Here is a 15,140-nt window from a genome sequence, read left to right on the forward strand (position 1 = left end):
TGTGGCGAAGCTGTGGCTTCGTTATGTTGGTCTAGTAATACTGAATAGCTCGGGAACTGTCAACGGTAAACTTGACGATTTTTGTCGGCTGGCAGGATTTTCCTGCAGTGTCCTTCGTGTAATAGTGAAATGTTCAATTAGCGCCAGCATGAATTAAGACCAGGCAGGAAGGTACTGTATTTACGTTAAGGAAGAAGTGGCATTGCGCCAGGCCATTTGGCATCACTTTTCATTGCGTGCTTTGTCCACTCATGCTGCTGGTTAGAACGCAGCTCAGACGCCGCCAAGGAGCAATCAGAGAGCAATCAGAGGCGTGCTGCAGAAGGTGTAAAAGAGGTCATGATTGCCGTGACGGCAGGCATAACTGAATTTTTTGAAGCAATTAGTTGTACTTTATTAGCTAGTACACTAAAATTATTTGACATGGAATTGGAATTGCGTCAATAATGGCTAACTCTTAACATTGAATGGAGGAATCATCGATGGCAACTCTGGTAGAAATCGCGGCTCAGATCGTAGCGTCTCATGCGTCTAGTACCCCGATGACCTCAGACCAGCTCATATTTGAGATCAACAAAGTACACAACGCCCTGAAAAACCTGGAAGCTGGTCAAGCAATCGAGGGTGTGGAAGAGGCGCCCAAAACCGCTCTGACCGTGAAGGAGGCCTTTAAAAGAGGTGAGATCGCCTGCATGGTCTGCGGCAAAGGTGGATTCAAGACCTTGGCGCGCCACCTCAGCACCGCCCACGGGATGAAGCCCGGTGAATACAAGAAGCAGTTCGGCATTCCCAGCAAACAGGCGCTCTCCGCCAAGAACTACTCGGAATCGAGAAGGAAGATGGCCCAGGAGAGGGGGCTTGCCGACAATCTGGCCAAGGCCAGGGAAGTCCGGATGGCTAACATCAAGGCGAAGAAGACCGCTCCCGCCAAGCCGGCCAAGCCGGCAGGCAAGCGTGGCCCCAAGCCGAAAGCTGCCGTCTGACTCCTTCGGTGCTATGATGAAAAAGGCCGTCCCTCTGTGTGGGGGACGGCCTTTTTTTATGCGATGGCACTGTATCTAGCCCCATCCTCACCCTGTCCCTCCCCTTGAAGGGGAGGGGACGGAGGCGGGACTGTCTGTAGGACGGGGATCTTGCTCCTATCGTAACCCTGCCTCTTCAAGCTCTAAACACCGTTCGCCCTGAGCCTGTCGAAGGGTGGCTTGTGAGAGTCGGGCAGGGGTGTGCTTCGACAGGCTCAGCATGAACGGCAACCGACAGAATCAACTTGCAACTTGTCTCTCCTAGATGTTCCCCGTAAAGATCAGCACCAGGAACACAGTATAGAAGAGGCCGCCTGCCAGGAGGGTGGAGGGTGTCAAGGTACGTTTAAGGCGGATCTGGGCGTACACGAGTGCAACCGAGGCGAAGGTCAGCACCACCGTCACCAAGGCGGAACGGGAGAGTTGCCAACTGGTCATCATGATGCCGATGGCGGTGATCACCGAGCTCTGGAAGACCATGGCGCCCGTGATGTTGCCGATGGCAAGGGTGTCCTTACCCTTGTTGATCCAGATGACGCTGTTGAACTTCTCAGGGAGTTCGGTGGCGATCGGGGCGATGATCATGGAGAGGATGAAAGGGGAGATTCCCATTTGCAGGGAGATGATCTGCACTTTCTCCACGAAGATGTAGGCCCCCCAGACGATCAGGAACAGCGAGCTCAACACCTGGAAGAGAATCAGGCCGAAGTGCGGATCGTGGGACGAGGGGGCGAAATAGCAGGGATCCAGAGCGGCCTCTTCCACGGGTCCGTTATTCCCGCTGCTCAAGGTCTTCAGCGCGTACGCGCCGTAACTCACGAAGAGGCTCATGGCGATAAAGATCTTGAGTACCGGGTGGTTGAGGAAGGTGCAGAGCACGGCGATCGCGTAGAGGACGAGGAAGTATTCCAGGTCGCGGCGCATCACCACCGTGTCGACCCGCATCTTCGGGAAGTCGGGACGTTTTGTCTTGTTGACCAGCACGGCCACGCCGCTGATGAAGAGGGCCAGGGTTCCCAGCATGAAGGGGGCGCCGATGATGGCTCCAACGCCGATGCTGTGGCCGGCCTCTTTGGACCCGAACATGATGGCGATGATGGGGACCAGGGTCTCCGGAAGCGCGGTTCCGATGGCCGCGAAGATGCTGCCCACCGCTCCGTCCGACAGATTCATCTTCTTGCCGAACCATTCCAGCCCGTTGGTGAAAACGGTCGCGCCGACCAGGATGATGATCAGCGCCACTACCAGCATCAAGACGTTATTCATTCCAAAAATCCTTTCTATCCAAGCCCTGCCACTGCCGCCTCCACCAACTTTCCCTCTCCCCACGGGAGAGGGCAGGGGTGAGGGAGGCCTAAACCTCTCTTCGGGGGAGAGGTGACCGCTGGTGATCTGGAGACGGGCCCCTTGGCGGTAGCGGCAGTAAAAGCCCAGCGATTACAAAAAAAAGGGCAGTGCGCAGCCTGACTCGGCGCAGTGCCTCACAAGAGTGGAATAGAGGTCGGTGTGACGCCACCGGGCGGTTGAGACTAACTCATTTGACGGCTACTGGCAAGGAAAAGGAAGACGTGGAGCGGGGAACACCTTGTTAATCAGGTTGCTGGTTGCGCCACTCCACGGCGCCCAGGTGGGTATCGCCCAGGAAGGTGTAGAAGATGCCGACCGTGCCGTCAGTCTGGTGTATCGATCTGAACCTGCCGTAATCGGCGTCTCTCACGGCCTCGATGAACTGCAGGCTGATGCCGTGGCGGCCGTAGATGCGGTAGATCAGGTTGGTGTTGGAGCGTAACACCGCCTCGCTCCCTTCCAGGTTGTCGGCACCGGTCCCGCTCACGTAGTAGCCGCGCAACACGGACTCAAAGGCCAGGCGGGTGCCGTACACCAGTCGCAGCGCCAGCATCCCCTGAGGCGTGACACCGTAGTGGTAATCCCTTTGCCCGGCGGCGTTGGGAGCCTCGCCCGCCGCACCAAATCCGACACCGCCCAGCACAGTCCCCTGCAAGGCGAGGTCGCGCGAGATCCAGTACTGCGCCGTGGTGCCAAGTGACACGGCGGTTGTCGATACCCGGAAGATGGTGGGGGAGATGTAGTCGTAGCTTCCGTAGAGCCCCCAGATGCCGCGATAGTTTTTGCCGGCCTCGTACTCCTTGCCAAAAAGCAGCCCGCGCAGCAGCACGTTGCCGACCGGGTTGCTTGCCCTGGCCAGGCCGCTGATCTGGAAGTCGAAATAATCGAGGGGCCTCCGGTAGCTGTAGCCGTCTTTTCCGGGGAGACCGTAGGACATCTGGAAGTCGGTGGTGAAATCGTCCTGCTGGTCGAAGGTGAAGCCCGTTCGGAAGCGCCAGAAGGTCGCCGGGTCGTGACTCGGGAAAGGGGACTTGAAGCGGTCGCCGAAGACCAGGCGGTTGAAGCCGGTGGGAGGGGAGACGAAGGCTGCGGCCAACTCGTGCCAGGCGTCCGGTTCACCATGCTGCTCCTTCAGCACCAGTTGCGACATGCGGAAGAGCGCCTCTCCCAGGAGGCTGCCGGAGTTGCCGGTGGTGATCATGTCGTTGATGGAAGGTGGGTCGGTCTCCCCGGCCATCTTCCACGCGAAACTGCCGACATGGGAGTAAGCCCAGGACTGCCAGAAGCCGAGGCCGCAGGAGCGGGCCAGGCCGTACATGGTGGCCCCCTGGTAGGGATGGGCAAACTGGTTCACGTTGAAGGGGTCGGTGTCGTATTCCCAATTCTGGTCCCTGAGGTGATGCCAGATGGTGGGGGTGGTCGAGTAATAGGTGCGTCTGCCTCCCTCGCCCTGGCGGTCGTCGTCCAGGAAGATGCGGTCGAAGATGTTCAGCCCGATCAGGAAGCCTGCCACTTCCAGCGCCGGGATCAGGTAGCTTTTACCTTCCCCGGTATCCCAGTTCAGCACGCGATCCTTTCTTTTGGCGGCCGGGATCGGAGTCGTCTCCGGTTCCGCCCGGGCAGTTCGTCCGTTTTCTGTGAGCTGAGGACGGCGCCATTGGTAGATGGTCTCGCCGGCGGGTGGTGGCACCGGTGAAGGGGGGAGCACCGCTGGCGCCGCGTGTACGGTGATCTGCGGAGTCGTTTCCGCTATCGGTTGCACCCCGGTAAATCCGGTGAGCATGATGATTGGCGTGGCCAGCGTCAACAGTGTAAAGACCTGCTTGAGCAGAGCGGGTTTCGGCATCGGTTCTCCCCTGGTCGGCTGTTTTCCTCACAGGTGACGGCTTTAAGTCACAAACATTAGCACCGGTACATTGGTTTGCAACTCTGAGGTCATGGTGCTGGCTTTATCTATTGTCGAAATCATTGGACTATTTCGGTACACTGTAGTTATATTTCGCTGATCGGTGCCAGATACCATCCTGCTGCGGTCGTTTGTGAGCCTGTGCATCGTCGTGACGGAGTACTCATGCAGACACTGATAGATCTTTTCAACACCTTTGAGGAACGCGGCGAAAGGACTGTCTTCGTCAACCGTACCGGTGTCAGGCGTTTGTCTGTCTCCTATCATGAGCTTTCTCAGCTCTCCTTGAAGATGGCGAGCCTGCTTGCCCAGAGAGGCGTTACCCGGGGGGACCGGGTGCTGATCTGGGGGCCCAATTCCTCCTGGTGGGGCGTCGCCTACTGGGGTGTCATCACGCTGGGCGCCATCGCCGTCCCGGTCGATTTCATGTCCGACCGGGCCAGGGCCGAGACCATAGCCAAGCTCACCGAAGCGAAGGTGCTTCTGCAGAGCCGTTTCAAGGTGGACCGGATATCCTCCTACTCGTCTCTTTTGCTCGAGGATCTGCCCTACCTGCTGGAGGGGGTTGAGCCGGCAGGGGAGGTCGCCAAGGCGGAGCCTGACGATCTGGCCCAGCTGATCTACACCTCCGGCACCACCGGCAACCCTAAAGGGGTCATGCTGACCCACAAGAACCTGGTGGCCAACATGCTGCAGATCAACCGGCACGTTCCCATCATCACCTCCGAGTTCTCCTTCCTCTCGCTGTTACCGCTTTCGCACATGTTCGAGCAGATGGGAGGATTTTTCACCCCCCTTTACCGCGGGGCCGCCGTGGTGTACCTGCGCACGCTGAAGCCTTCGGCCATCATGGAGGCGTTGGGCGAGGAAGACATCTACGTCATCATGTCCGTTCCGAGGCTCCAGCAGCTCCTAAAGAGTTCTATCGAGCGGGAATTGGCTGAGAAGCATTTGGGCGGCGTCTTCCGGGCGCTCAGCAAACCAGCCTCGCGGCTCCCGAAGCGGGCCCGCCGCCTGCTCTTCTTCCCGGTGCACGCCAAGTTCGGCCGCAACTTCACCGTCTTCGTCTCCGGCGGCGCCGCCCTCGACCCGGAGGTCTTCAACTTCTGGAACAACTTGGGATTCACCGTTTTGGAAGGGTACGGTCTTACCGAGTGTTCACCGGTTCTCTGCGCGAACACCATCGAGAAACAGGTGGCCGGCGCGGTGGGACCGGCGCTTCCCGGCGTGCAGCTGAAGATCGAGGGGAAGGAGAAGGAACTGCTGACCCGCGGCGACAACATCTTCCCCGGCTACTACCAGAACGAAAAGGCGACCCGTGACGCCTTCACTGAAGATGGGTGGTTCCGGACCGGTGACATCGCCGAGATTGCCTCCGATGGCTGGGTGTACATCAAGGGACGTGAAAAAGAGCTGATCGTCACCGGCGCGGGGGTGAACGTCTACCCGGACGAGCTTGAGTCGGTTCTTAACAAGATTTCGGGCGTGAAGGAATCTTGCGTGGTCGGTGTCGATAGGGGAGGCGGTGAGGAGGTGCACGCGGTGCTGCTTCTGGATGGGAGCGGCGCCAAGCCTGAGGAGATCGTGGGGCGGGCCAACCAGAGCCTGGACGCCATGCACCAGATCACCGGTTTCACCGTCTGGCAGGAACCCGAATTCCCCAAGACGACCACCTTGAAGATCAAGAAGTTCCAGGTCAAGGAGCAGGTCAAGAAGGGGAGCGCAGAAGGGGAAGGGGGCGCCTCCAACGACATGCTGGTCAACCTGCTTGCCAAGGTCACCGGTAGCGCCGCCTCCGAAATCAAGGATGAATCCGTGCTGGTGACCGACCTGGGGCTCACCTCCATCGGTCGGCTGGAGCTGGTCAACTTCCTCGAGCAGGAGTTCCGGATGGATATCGAGGACTCCCAGATCGGGCCGCAGACCAAGGTCTCCGAGCTGAGAGCGATCATCGCCAAGCGCGAGAAGGTGCATCACCGCGACCATTTCCGATTCTGGACCAACTCCGCGCCGGTCAGGGCCCTGCGGATGCTGGGCGACGCACTGCTGCTCAATCCAGTCTATCGGCTGTTCGTGGAACTGGAGACGGTGGGGGTGGAGCGGCTGGAAAAGGTGAAAGGACCGGTCGTCTTCGTCGCCAACCACCTGAGCTACTTCGACATGCCGTCCGTGATGCTGGCGATGCCCAAGGATCTCCGCTACCTGACCGCCACTGCCGCCTGGGAGGAGTTCTTCTTCGGTGATTACCACGGGTTGAACCGGCTCTGGCGGCTTCTCTGCTACCAGTTGGGGACCCTCCTTTTGAACCTGTTCCCCCTTCCGCAGCAAAGCGGCTTCAGCGGCGCCATGCGCTTCATGGGGAAGCTGACCGATGCCGGGTTGAACACCCTCATCTTCCCCGAAGGTGCCCATTCCCGGGACGGCAAGATGCACGAGTTCCAGGCGGGGCTGGGCATCATCGTGAAGGAGTTGGGGATCCCGGTGGTTCCCATCAGGATCGAGGGGACCGAGAACGTGCTGCCGGCCGAGGCGAGCTTCCCCAAGCGGGGCAAGGTCAAGGTGACCTTCGGCGAGCCCCTTCACTTCACCTTCGAGGAGCCCCCCGTCATCGTGGAAAAAACCCGGGTGGCGGTGGAGAAGCTGTAGGTCTTCCTTTTGGCCAATCCCTTTGGTTGCGCCGTTCGTGCTGAGCTTGTCGAAGCATCTGCACCAACAGTTTGCAACTTAAATCAGCCGTCTGAGTTCCACACCCTTCGACAGGCTCAGGGCGAACGGCTTTTGGCGTATTAACGTAGGATCGAGGAAACAATTGATGACCAACGAAATCTCCCTGTCCTACCGCCGCTACGCGCTCTCCCTCTTGCTCGCGGTGAACCTGCTCAACTACATCGACCGGCAGGTGCTCTTTGCCGTCTTCCCCCTGATCAAGATCGACCTGGCCATCTCGGATACCGCCCTGGGCTTTCTGGGGAGCGCCTTCATGCTGAGCTACCTGATGATCGCGCCGCTTTTTGGCTGGCTGGGGGACCACTGGAGCCGCGTGAAGCTAGCCTCCAGCGGCCTGGTAGTCTGGAGCCTCGCCACCGCCCTGGCAGGCTTCGCACCCGGCTACCGGACCCTGCTCGCCGCCCGCGCCACGGTGGGGGTAGGGGAGGCGAGCTTCGGCACGGTCTCGCCCGGCCTCCTCTCCGACTTCTTTCCCAAGGAACAGCGCGGGCGGGTCCTCTCCTGGTTCTACCTCGCCATCCCGGTCGGCAGCGCGCTGGGGTACCTGCTGGGCGGTGTGCTGGGGCATCGCTTCGGCTGGCACGCCGCCTTCCTGATGGTGGGCCTACCCGGGTTGCTGTTGGCGGTCCCCATCTGGCTCCTGCGTACGCCGCCCCGCGGAGGGGAGAGCGCGCCCGCTGCCGCGCCTGAGGAAGAGGTGAAACCCTCGGCCCATTACGGCACCCTGGCCAAGAACCGCTCCTTCGTCTGGAACACCATCGCCATGGCCACCATGACCTTCGCCATCGGTGGCCTCGCCCAGTGGATCCCCTCCTTCCTGAACCGCGTCCACGGACTGGACGTGGAGAAGGGGAACACCATGTTCGGCGCGGCCACCGTGGTGGCCGGTATCCTCGGTACCCTGGTCGGCGGCTGGCTCGGCGACCGCTGGCAGAAAAAGAGCAGCAAGGGATACCTGCTGGTCTCCGGCTGGGGCTTCCTGATCGGCACCCCCTTTGCCGCCTGGGCCATCCTCGCCCATGACCTGACCGCCTGCATGACGGCGATCTTCGTGGCGGAGTTTTTCCTCTTCCTCAACACCGGCCCGCTCAACACGGTGCTCGTCAACGTCACCCCTCCCGCCATCCGCGCCATGGCCTTCGCCGTCAACATCTTCTTCATCCACGCGCTGGGCGACGCCATCTCCCCCTCCATACTCGGCTGGCTCTCCGACCACTGGGGGTTGCGCGACGCCCTGCTGGTCACCCCGGCCATGATGGCGCTCGCGGGGATCTTCTGTTTCGTCTGCGGACGCTACATCGAAAGGGACATGAGACTGGCCGAAAAAGCGTAAAGAAAACGCAAAAAAATTTCCCTCCCGACGCATTAGCTGCTATGATGCCGCATTTCCACATGAGCAGGTCACCCTGCAATTTTCATTGGATCGTGCAGATTAGAATATTCCTAAGAAATTGACAGCTTGCTGGAAATGATGTATAAAATCGGCTAATGAATGCGAGGTTTACGTGCCGGTTTGCAATGCCTTGACGGTTGATCTCGAGGACTGGTATCACGGCTATTGCGCCATCCCGAGCCCGGCCGTTGCCCCCGACCAGAGGAGGGTTCGTCCCAACACCGAGGCCATCCTTGCCCTTTTGGCCGACTGCCGCGTCAAAGCGACCTTCTTCGTGCTGGGCTCCGTCGCCGCTGAGGATCCCACCCTGGTGCCTATGATCGCCGCGGCCGGCCACGAGATAGCCTCGCATGGCTACTCCCACACCCTGGTGACGCAGCTCGGGCCGCAGCGCTTTCGCGATGAGCTGAAGAAAACCGCGGATATCCTGGCCGATCAGTGCGGGGAAGCGCCGGCCGGTTTCCGGGCCCCCCAGTGGTCGCTCGGTCCTAGCACCGCGTGGGCGATGGACATCCTCAAGGAGCAGGGGTACTGCTACGACTCCAGTTGGAACCCCCTTCCCGTGGTGGGAGACCCCCGTGGCCCGCGCGGGCCCTTCCGGGTCGAGACTACGCGGGGAGGACTGCTGGAGATACCCCCCATGGTTTCCCGCTCCATCATCGGCAACCTGCCGACCGGCGGCGGCTGGGGGTTCCGCTTTTGGCCCCGCTCCATGATCAGGCGGACCATCGAAGGGTTGAACGGGCAGGGACTGCCGGCCGTGTTGTACCTGCACCCCCGGGAGCTGGACCCCTTCGGGCCCAGGCTGCCACTTTCGCGCTTTCAGTCTTTTGTAAGCTACGGTCCCAGGACCGATGCCTCCGTGCGGCTTAGGGAACTGTTGAAGCGTTACCAATTCACAACCCTTAAGGAGCTAGCTGCCGCGTGGCAACCTGCATAGTAATACCGGCGTATAACGCCGAGAAAACCATCTTCCAGGTGGCAAGCGAGGCACTTTCCACCGGCCTCCCCGTGCTGATTGTGAACGACGGCTCCCAGGATGAGACCGCCGAGAAGGTGCGTGAGCTTCCCCTCTCCCTGATCGCTTTGGGGACCAATCGCGGCAAGGGGGCTGCTCTCAGGGCCGGTTTCCAGTGGGCGCTCGCCAACGGCTTCCACGGCGTGGTGACGCTTGACGCCGACGGCCAGCACGAGGTGGAGGCCGTCCACCGGCTGACCGAGGCTGCCCGCACCGGCGGCTTCGATATCCTGATCGCCTCCCGCTATTCGCAGTTCCAGGAGATGGCCAGCCTGCGCAGTTCCTGGAACCGCTTCGGCGTGTGGTGCATGAAAAAGCGCACCGGGTTCGAGATCAGCGACAGCCAGTCGGGTTTTCGCTACTACTCGGCGACGGTGCTCAGGCGCCTGAAGCTGGAGGCGGACGGCTACAACCTGGAGATGGAGGTCCTGCTCAAGGCCTGGCGGGGAGGCTTCGTGGTCGGCTCGCTCCCCATCGCCGCCCGGGTGGCCGACGGCCGCTCCACCAGCCATTACCGGCCGGTCCGGGATACCTGGGACATCTGCATGACCTTTCTCCGCTACATGTAACAGATGATGGCGCTTCACCGGTGGCGGCCACCGAAACTATTTACGCCGCCCACCTTCTTCCGTATAATTGGCCGGTTCCGCCGTCCCTGCTTCAACTGACACAAATCACTTGTTTTTGCCGTTATGACACAAATGACATCTGCATCGCAGCACCGATTAGTTTTTATGACAGTAGGGGGAAGGTGATCTTATGCTGGCTACCTTGAAAAAATACTCTCAGGAAAAGATCATCTCCATGCTCCTGTCGCTCGCCACCAACTCGTCCAACGACAACCTGGCGCGCATGACCCATCTCATGGAGCTCCTTCCCAAGAAGGAGTACTACAAGGACCGCATCCGTTGGATCCGCGGCCTGGTCCGGGACAACCACCCCTCCATCGAGTTCCCCCGCCGCATCCTGCGCGACCTGCACCCCAACCAGCGCGACAAGTGGATCACCAACCTGCTGGTGAACCACCTCCTTTCCGGCACCAACCAGCGGAAGCTCTGGCAGGAGAAGGAGGGATACTACCCCCCTTCCACCGTGGTGATCAGCCCCACCATGAAGTGCAACCTCAACTGCTACGGCTGCTACGCCGGCGACTACCAGAAGAGCCTGGAGCTCTCCCTGGAGGAGATCGACTCGGTGCTCATGCAGATGAAGGAGATGGGGGTCTACTTCGCCGTCATCTCCGGGGGCGAGCCCTTCTTCAAGCAGGACATCTTCGAGATCTTCCGCAAGCATTCCGACATGGCCTTCCTGGTCTTCACCCACGGAGGCCTGATCGACGAGCGGATGGTGGAGCAGCTGATCGAGGTGGGGAACGTGATGCCGGCCTTCTCGCTGGAGGGTTACCGGCAGGAGACCGACGAGCGGCGCGGTGCCGGCCACTTCGCCAAGGTGATGCACGCCATGGACCTCCTCAGGGAGGCCGGGCTCTCCTTCTGCAGCTCGTTCACCCAGACCAGCAAGAACACCGGCATCATCACCGACGAGAAGTTCATCGACATGCTGGCGGAGAAGGGGTGCTTCGCCATGTGGCTCTTCTCCTACCTGCCGGTGGGGAGAAACCCCGAGGTCGCCCTGATGCCGACCCCGGAGCAGCGAGACTTCCTGCGTCACACCACCGCCTTCTACCGCGCCACCAAGCCGATGCTCTTCGTCGACTTCTGGAACGACGGCCCCATCATCAGCGGCTGCCTGGCGGGCGGGCGCAAGTACTTCCACGTGAACGCCAACGGGGACATCGAGCCCTGCGTATTCTGCCACATCGCCGCCGACAACATCCGCCGCACCAGCCTCAAGGAGGCGCTCCGTTCGCCGCTCTTCACCAGGATCAGGGAGAAACAGGGGGAGCACGACAACCTGCTCAGGCCCTGCATGCTGATCGACCATCCCGAGGTGGGCCGGGAGATGTTCGACTCGCCGGATGCCTACCCGACCCACGAGGGTGCCTCCGACATGTTCACCGTGCTTGCCGGCGAGATGGACGACTACGCGAGCCGTTACGCGGAGATCGCCGATCCCGCCTGGGAGCGTGAGTTCGCCGCCCCCCAGTTGAAAGCCGGCGGCGACGGAAGGTGAGAGCTTGGCGCTCTACAACAGCATAAGTCTCTTCTTCATAAACCTGCTGACCATCCTGGTCCCCCGTTTCCTGCACGGCCCCTGCGCCCTGTTCTGGGGAGGGCTCTTCTACCTGGTGCTGGGCAACCAGCGCCGAGCGGTGCGGAAAAACCTGCAGGCGGTGACCGGGAAGTCGCAGGTGGAACTGCTGGTCTTCAGCACCTTCTACAAGTTCAGCCGCAACTGGTGTGACCAGATGCTGATGATGAGGCTCAGGGGGACACGCCTGCTCGGGCTGATTGGCCGCTGGACCACGGAGAAGCCGCTGGACGACGCCTTGGCCGCCGGCCGCGGCGCCATCCTGATCTCCATCCACCTCGGCAACTGGGAACTGGGGGGGCTGGGGCTGGCCGACAAGGGATACCCGATGAACGTGCTGACCTTCCGGGAGCCCGACGAGAAGGTGAACGCCCAGCGCGAGCTGATCCGGCGCGAGCGGGGCATCAACTTCATCTACGTCGACCGGGACGCCACCTCTTCGCTCGCCATCGTGGAGGCGGTCAACGCGCTCAACCGCAACGAGGTGCTCGCCATCCTGGGCGACCGGGACGGTTCCTCCCACACCGCAGAGTTCGACTTTTTCGGCAGGCCCACCCCCATCCCGCTCGGGGCCGCCTACCTGGCCGCGGCCACCGGCGCCCCGGTCATCCCGGTCTTCGTGCCGCTGGAGGGAGAGCGCTACGCCGCCATCATGGAAGAGCCGCTCTACTTCACCGCCGAGCGAAGCGACCGGGAACGGGTGATCCGCGAGAAAACCCGCGAGCTGGTCAAGGTCTTCGAGCGCTACATCAGGACCTACCCCGATCAGTGGTACAACTTCTTCGATTACTGGGGAGATCGGGACATCAAGGTAGCAAAAGGAGCTATGAAATGAGTGATGAATTGATAGATCAGGTAAAGCAGTTGATCATCGACAGCCTCCGCATCGAGGGGATGTCCCCCGCCGACATCGAGACCGACGCACCGCTCTTCGGCGAGGGGCTGGGTCTTGACTCCATCGACGCCCTGCAGCTGGTGGTCGGCATGGAGAACGCCTTCGGCGTGGTGGTCCCGGACGCCACCGTGGGAACCAAGGTGTTCCAGTCGGTCCGCACCATGGCGGATTACATCGCACAGCACACCGCATGAGACTGCTGCTCGTTTCCCCCGGCTGGCCGAAGGGAAGGCTGTGGGGGGAGCTCGGTTTCAAGTTCCCGTCCCTCTCGCTGGCCACCCTGGCCGCCGCCACCCCCGAAAACTGGGAGGTGGAGCTGGCAGACGAGAACATGCGTCCGCTCGACCTCAACGCCTGCGTCGACCTGGTCGCCATCACCGCCATGACTCCCCAGGCCCCCCGCGCCTACGAGATCGCCGCCGCCTTCCGCGCCCGCGGCGTGAAGGTGGTGATGGGTGGCTACCACGCCAGCACGCTTCCCGAGGAAGCGCTTTCCCATGTGGACGCCGTGGTTCAGGGTGAGGGGGACCTGGTCTGGCCGACCGTGCTCTCCGATGCGGAACAGGGGAAGCTGAAGGGGATCTACCGTCACGACCAACTCCTCACCATGGAGCAAATCCCGGTCGCCCGGCGGGAGATCTTTTCCGGCAAGGGGTATCTCCTCACCAACACCATCCAGACCACCCGCGGCTGTCCCTGGGACTGCGAGTTTTGCTCGGTGACGGCCTTCTTCGGCAGGAAGTACCGGGAGAAGCCGCTGTATATGGTGCTCGGGGAACTGGAGCTGCTCAGGAAAAGCGGCTCCTTCGTCTTCTTCGTCGACGACAACCTGGTCGCCAACCGTCGCTACTCGCTTGAGCTTTTCCGCGGCATGAAAGGGATGGGGCTTCGCTGGCTGTCGCACGCTCCCATCGACTTCGCGCTCGACCCCGAGTTGATGCAGGCCGCCGGCGAATCGGGCTGCGTCGGCATGTTCGTCGGTTTCGAATCGCTCAACCAGCAGACGCTGGCCGCAATGGGGAAGAAGACCAACCAGGCGGCGGGGTACCTCGATCAGGCCAAGGCCTTCCGCGATCACGGCATCGGCATCCTCGGCTCCTTCGTGCTCGGCTGCGACGGGGACACCCCCGCCATTTTCGAGCCGATCCTGCGCTTTTGCGAGGATGCCCGGCTGGAGGCGGCCATCTTCCCGATCCTCACCCCCTATCCGGGCACCAAGGTGCGCGAGAGGCTGGAACAGGAGGGGAGGATCACCTCCAACGACTGGCGCGATTACGACATGGGGCACGTGAACTTCGTGCCGCGCGGCATGACCGCGGAGGAGCTGCAGGCAGGGCACGACTGGCTGAACAGCTCGTTCTACTCGTTCTCCTCCATGTACCGGCGCATCTTCCGGCTGCACCGGTCGCTGCAGGTCTTCGCGCCTATGAACTTCGGGTTCAGGAGCGCCATCAAGAGGACTGCCAAATACAGTAGAGGGTAGCTGAAACCTTTGAAGCATGACCACAGAGGACACAGGGGGGCACGGAGGACACAGAGGAAAGTCTTCAAGCTTTATGCTTAAGGTCTTTGTTCTAACAAGAAAAGTTTAGTCTTCCTCTGTGTCCTCAGATCTCAAACCTCTGTGTCCTCTGTGTCTAAGCTTTGTTTTTTACCAGTTTTTGATGTTTTGGAGTGTTATGAACTGTTTCATGTTCCCCGGACAGCCGCTTTCGCGTGACGCCGCGCTTCCCGATGACGCCGATTTCGTCGAGCTACGGGAGCTGGTGCGCTCGATAACGCGCCTCGATCTGGAGAGCTTCGACTGGCTGGAAGGGGAGGGGGCCGGGAACGTCAAGCTCCAGGTCTACGGGGTAGCCCAGAGCCTGCACCAGTTGCGTCGCCTGCGCCGCGAGGGTATCCGCCCCCAGTTGGTCACTCAGCACAGCATGGGGATCTACCCCTCGCTGGTGGCTTGCGGATCGGTGCCGGAAGCGGTCGCCATCGAGCTCACCTGGCGGGCCGGGGTCGCCATGGCCGCCATGGGCAGGGAACGGCAGTATGCGCTTGGGTGCGTGATCGGCCTGACCGAGGAGCCTCTGGCAGAGGTCGCCCGCAACAACTCCGTCCACCTGGCCAACCACAACACCTCCCGCCATTTCCTCCTCTGCGGTCTCAAGGAAAACATCGACGCAGCGCTTGCCGAAGCGACCGCCCGCGGCGCCTTCTCCGTGCGCGCCTTCGACTGCGACGCCCCCCTCCATACGCCGCTGATGGCGCCGCTTGAGCAGGAACTGCTGGAAATCTTTGCCGATTACCTGTACCTTGACCCGATCTGCCCTCTGCTCGACCATCTGGACCAGCGCTCTCTCGACTCCGCCGGGATCCCCGTCTTCCTCCTGCGCGAGCTGAGCCGGCCGGTCTACTGGGAAAAGACCTACCGGGCACTGCGCCGGGCGGGGGCCAGCCGGTTCCTGGAGGTGGGCGGCTCGCAGGCGCTTACCAAGTACAACCGCTGGATCGAGGGTGAAATTGCAGCCTAAGCCTGTTGCCAAATATCACGTAACACCCATCCGCATCCGGTTCCAGGAGGTCGACCTCTACCGGATCGCCTGGCACGGCCATTACGTGGCCTGGATGGA

General features: G+C 61.2%; 12 protein-coding genes. 10 read left to right on the forward strand and 2 right to left on the reverse strand.

Annotated features, from left to right (window positions below; all coding sequences use genetic code 11):
* The first annotated feature begins 482 nt into the window (after positions 1-482).
* Positions 483-983, forward strand: a complete 501-nt coding sequence (locus VJ604_RS11865; protein ID WP_324082729.1) for a Ros/MucR family transcriptional regulator — start codon at positions 483-485, stop codon at positions 981-983.
* A 300-nt stretch (positions 984-1,283) separates the two neighbouring features.
* Here VJ604_RS11865 and VJ604_RS11870 read toward each other — a convergent pair whose 3' ends face one another.
* Together VJ604_RS11870 and VJ604_RS11875 are read right to left on the reverse strand one after the other, a co-directional pair.
* A complete protein-coding gene (locus VJ604_RS11870) occupies positions 1,284-2,288 on the reverse strand; it encodes a sodium:calcium antiporter (protein WP_324082731.1) in 1,005 nt (334 codons plus the stop codon).
* 322 nt (positions 2,289-2,610) lie between these two features.
* Positions 2,611-4,215 (reverse strand): DUF3943 domain-containing protein, encoded by a 1,605-nt coding sequence (locus tag VJ604_RS11875; protein ID WP_324082733.1) that lies wholly within the window; start codon positions 4,213-4,215, stop codon positions 2,611-2,613.
* A 225-nt stretch (positions 4,216-4,440) separates the two neighbouring features.
* Here VJ604_RS11875 and VJ604_RS11880 point away from each other — a divergent pair, with 225 nt between their 5' ends.
* The 9 genes from VJ604_RS11880 (at position 4,441) to VJ604_RS11920 (ending at position 15,041) form a co-directional block, all read left to right on the forward strand.
* Positions 4,441-6,921, forward strand: a complete 2,481-nt coding sequence (locus VJ604_RS11880; RefSeq protein ID WP_324082734.1) for an AMP-binding protein — start codon at positions 4,441-4,443, stop codon at positions 6,919-6,921.
* A gap of 166 nt (positions 6,922-7,087) precedes the next feature.
* Positions 7,088-8,335, forward strand: a complete 1,248-nt coding sequence (locus VJ604_RS11885) for a spinster family MFS transporter (protein WP_324082736.1) — start codon at positions 7,088-7,090, stop codon at positions 8,333-8,335.
* Between the two features lie 172 nt (positions 8,336-8,507).
* Positions 8,508-9,335, forward strand: a complete 828-nt coding sequence (locus VJ604_RS11890) for a polysaccharide deacetylase family protein (protein WP_324082739.1) — start codon at positions 8,508-8,510, stop codon at positions 9,333-9,335.
* Positions 9,320-9,982, forward strand: a complete 663-nt coding sequence (locus VJ604_RS11895) for a glycosyltransferase family 2 protein (RefSeq protein ID WP_324082740.1) — start codon at positions 9,320-9,322, stop codon at positions 9,980-9,982. Before VJ604_RS11890 ends, VJ604_RS11895 begins: the two co-directional genes overlap by 16 nt.
* 190 nt (positions 9,983-10,172) lie before the next feature.
* The gene (locus tag VJ604_RS11900; RefSeq protein ID WP_324082743.1) at positions 10,173-11,546 is read left to right on the forward strand and encodes a radical SAM protein; all 1,374 of its coding nucleotides are present in this window, start codon (positions 10,173-10,175) and stop codon (positions 11,544-11,546) included.
* 4 nt (positions 11,547-11,550) lie between these two features.
* Positions 11,551-12,459 carry a lysophospholipid acyltransferase family protein gene (locus VJ604_RS11905; protein ID WP_324082745.1) on the forward strand — a complete coding sequence of 303 codons (909 nt, stop codon included), beginning with the start codon at positions 11,551-11,553 and terminating at the stop codon, positions 12,457-12,459.
* Complete coding sequence (locus tag VJ604_RS11910; RefSeq protein WP_324082747.1) at positions 12,456-12,713, forward strand: phosphopantetheine-binding protein; 258 nt, start codon at positions 12,456-12,458, stop codon at positions 12,711-12,713. Before VJ604_RS11905 ends, VJ604_RS11910 begins: the two co-directional genes overlap by 4 nt.
* Positions 12,710-14,002 carry a B12-binding domain-containing radical SAM protein gene (locus tag VJ604_RS11915; protein WP_324082749.1) on the forward strand — a complete coding sequence of 431 codons (1,293 nt, stop codon included), beginning with the start codon at positions 12,710-12,712 and terminating at the stop codon, positions 14,000-14,002. Before VJ604_RS11910 ends, VJ604_RS11915 begins: the two co-directional genes overlap by 4 nt.
* 196 nt (positions 14,003-14,198) lie before the next feature.
* Entirely contained in the window at positions 14,199-15,041 is an 843-nt protein-coding gene (locus VJ604_RS11920; RefSeq protein ID WP_324082751.1) for an ACP S-malonyltransferase, read from the forward strand.
* Positions 15,042-15,140: the final 99 nt, after the last annotated feature.

The sequence above is a fragment of the Geomonas sp. genome (assembly GCF_035254065.1).
In the GTDB taxonomy this organism is placed as follows: domain Bacteria; phylum Desulfobacterota; class Desulfuromonadia; order Geobacterales; family Geobacteraceae; genus Geomonas.

Excerpts from the sequence above, each read along its gene's own strand:
- VJ604_RS11865 (WP_324082729.1), top strand. The coding sequence starts at position 483 with ATGGCAACTCTGGTAGAAATCGCGGCTCAGATCGTAGCGTCTCATGCG.
- VJ604_RS11870 (WP_324082731.1), bottom strand. The coding sequence starts at position 2,288 with ATGAATAACGTCTTGATGCTGGTAGTGGCGCTGATCATCATCCTGGTC.
- VJ604_RS11875 (WP_324082733.1), bottom strand. The coding sequence starts at position 4,215 with ATGCCGAAACCCGCTCTGCTCAAGCAGGTCTTTACACTGTTGACGCTG.
- VJ604_RS11880 (WP_324082734.1), top strand. The coding sequence starts at position 4,441 with ATGCAGACACTGATAGATCTTTTCAACACCTTTGAGGAACGCGGCGAA.
- VJ604_RS11885 (WP_324082736.1), top strand. The coding sequence starts at position 7,088 with ATGACCAACGAAATCTCCCTGTCCTACCGCCGCTACGCGCTCTCCCTC.
- VJ604_RS11900 (WP_324082743.1), top strand. The coding sequence starts at position 10,173 with ATGCTGGCTACCTTGAAAAAATACTCTCAGGAAAAGATCATCTCCATG.
- VJ604_RS11910 (WP_324082747.1), top strand. The coding sequence starts at position 12,456 with ATGAGTGATGAATTGATAGATCAGGTAAAGCAGTTGATCATCGACAGC.
- VJ604_RS11915 (WP_324082749.1), top strand. The coding sequence starts at position 12,710 with ATGAGACTGCTGCTCGTTTCCCCCGGCTGGCCGAAGGGAAGGCTGTGG.
- VJ604_RS11920 (WP_324082751.1), top strand. The coding sequence starts at position 14,199 with ATGAACTGTTTCATGTTCCCCGGACAGCCGCTTTCGCGTGACGCCGCG.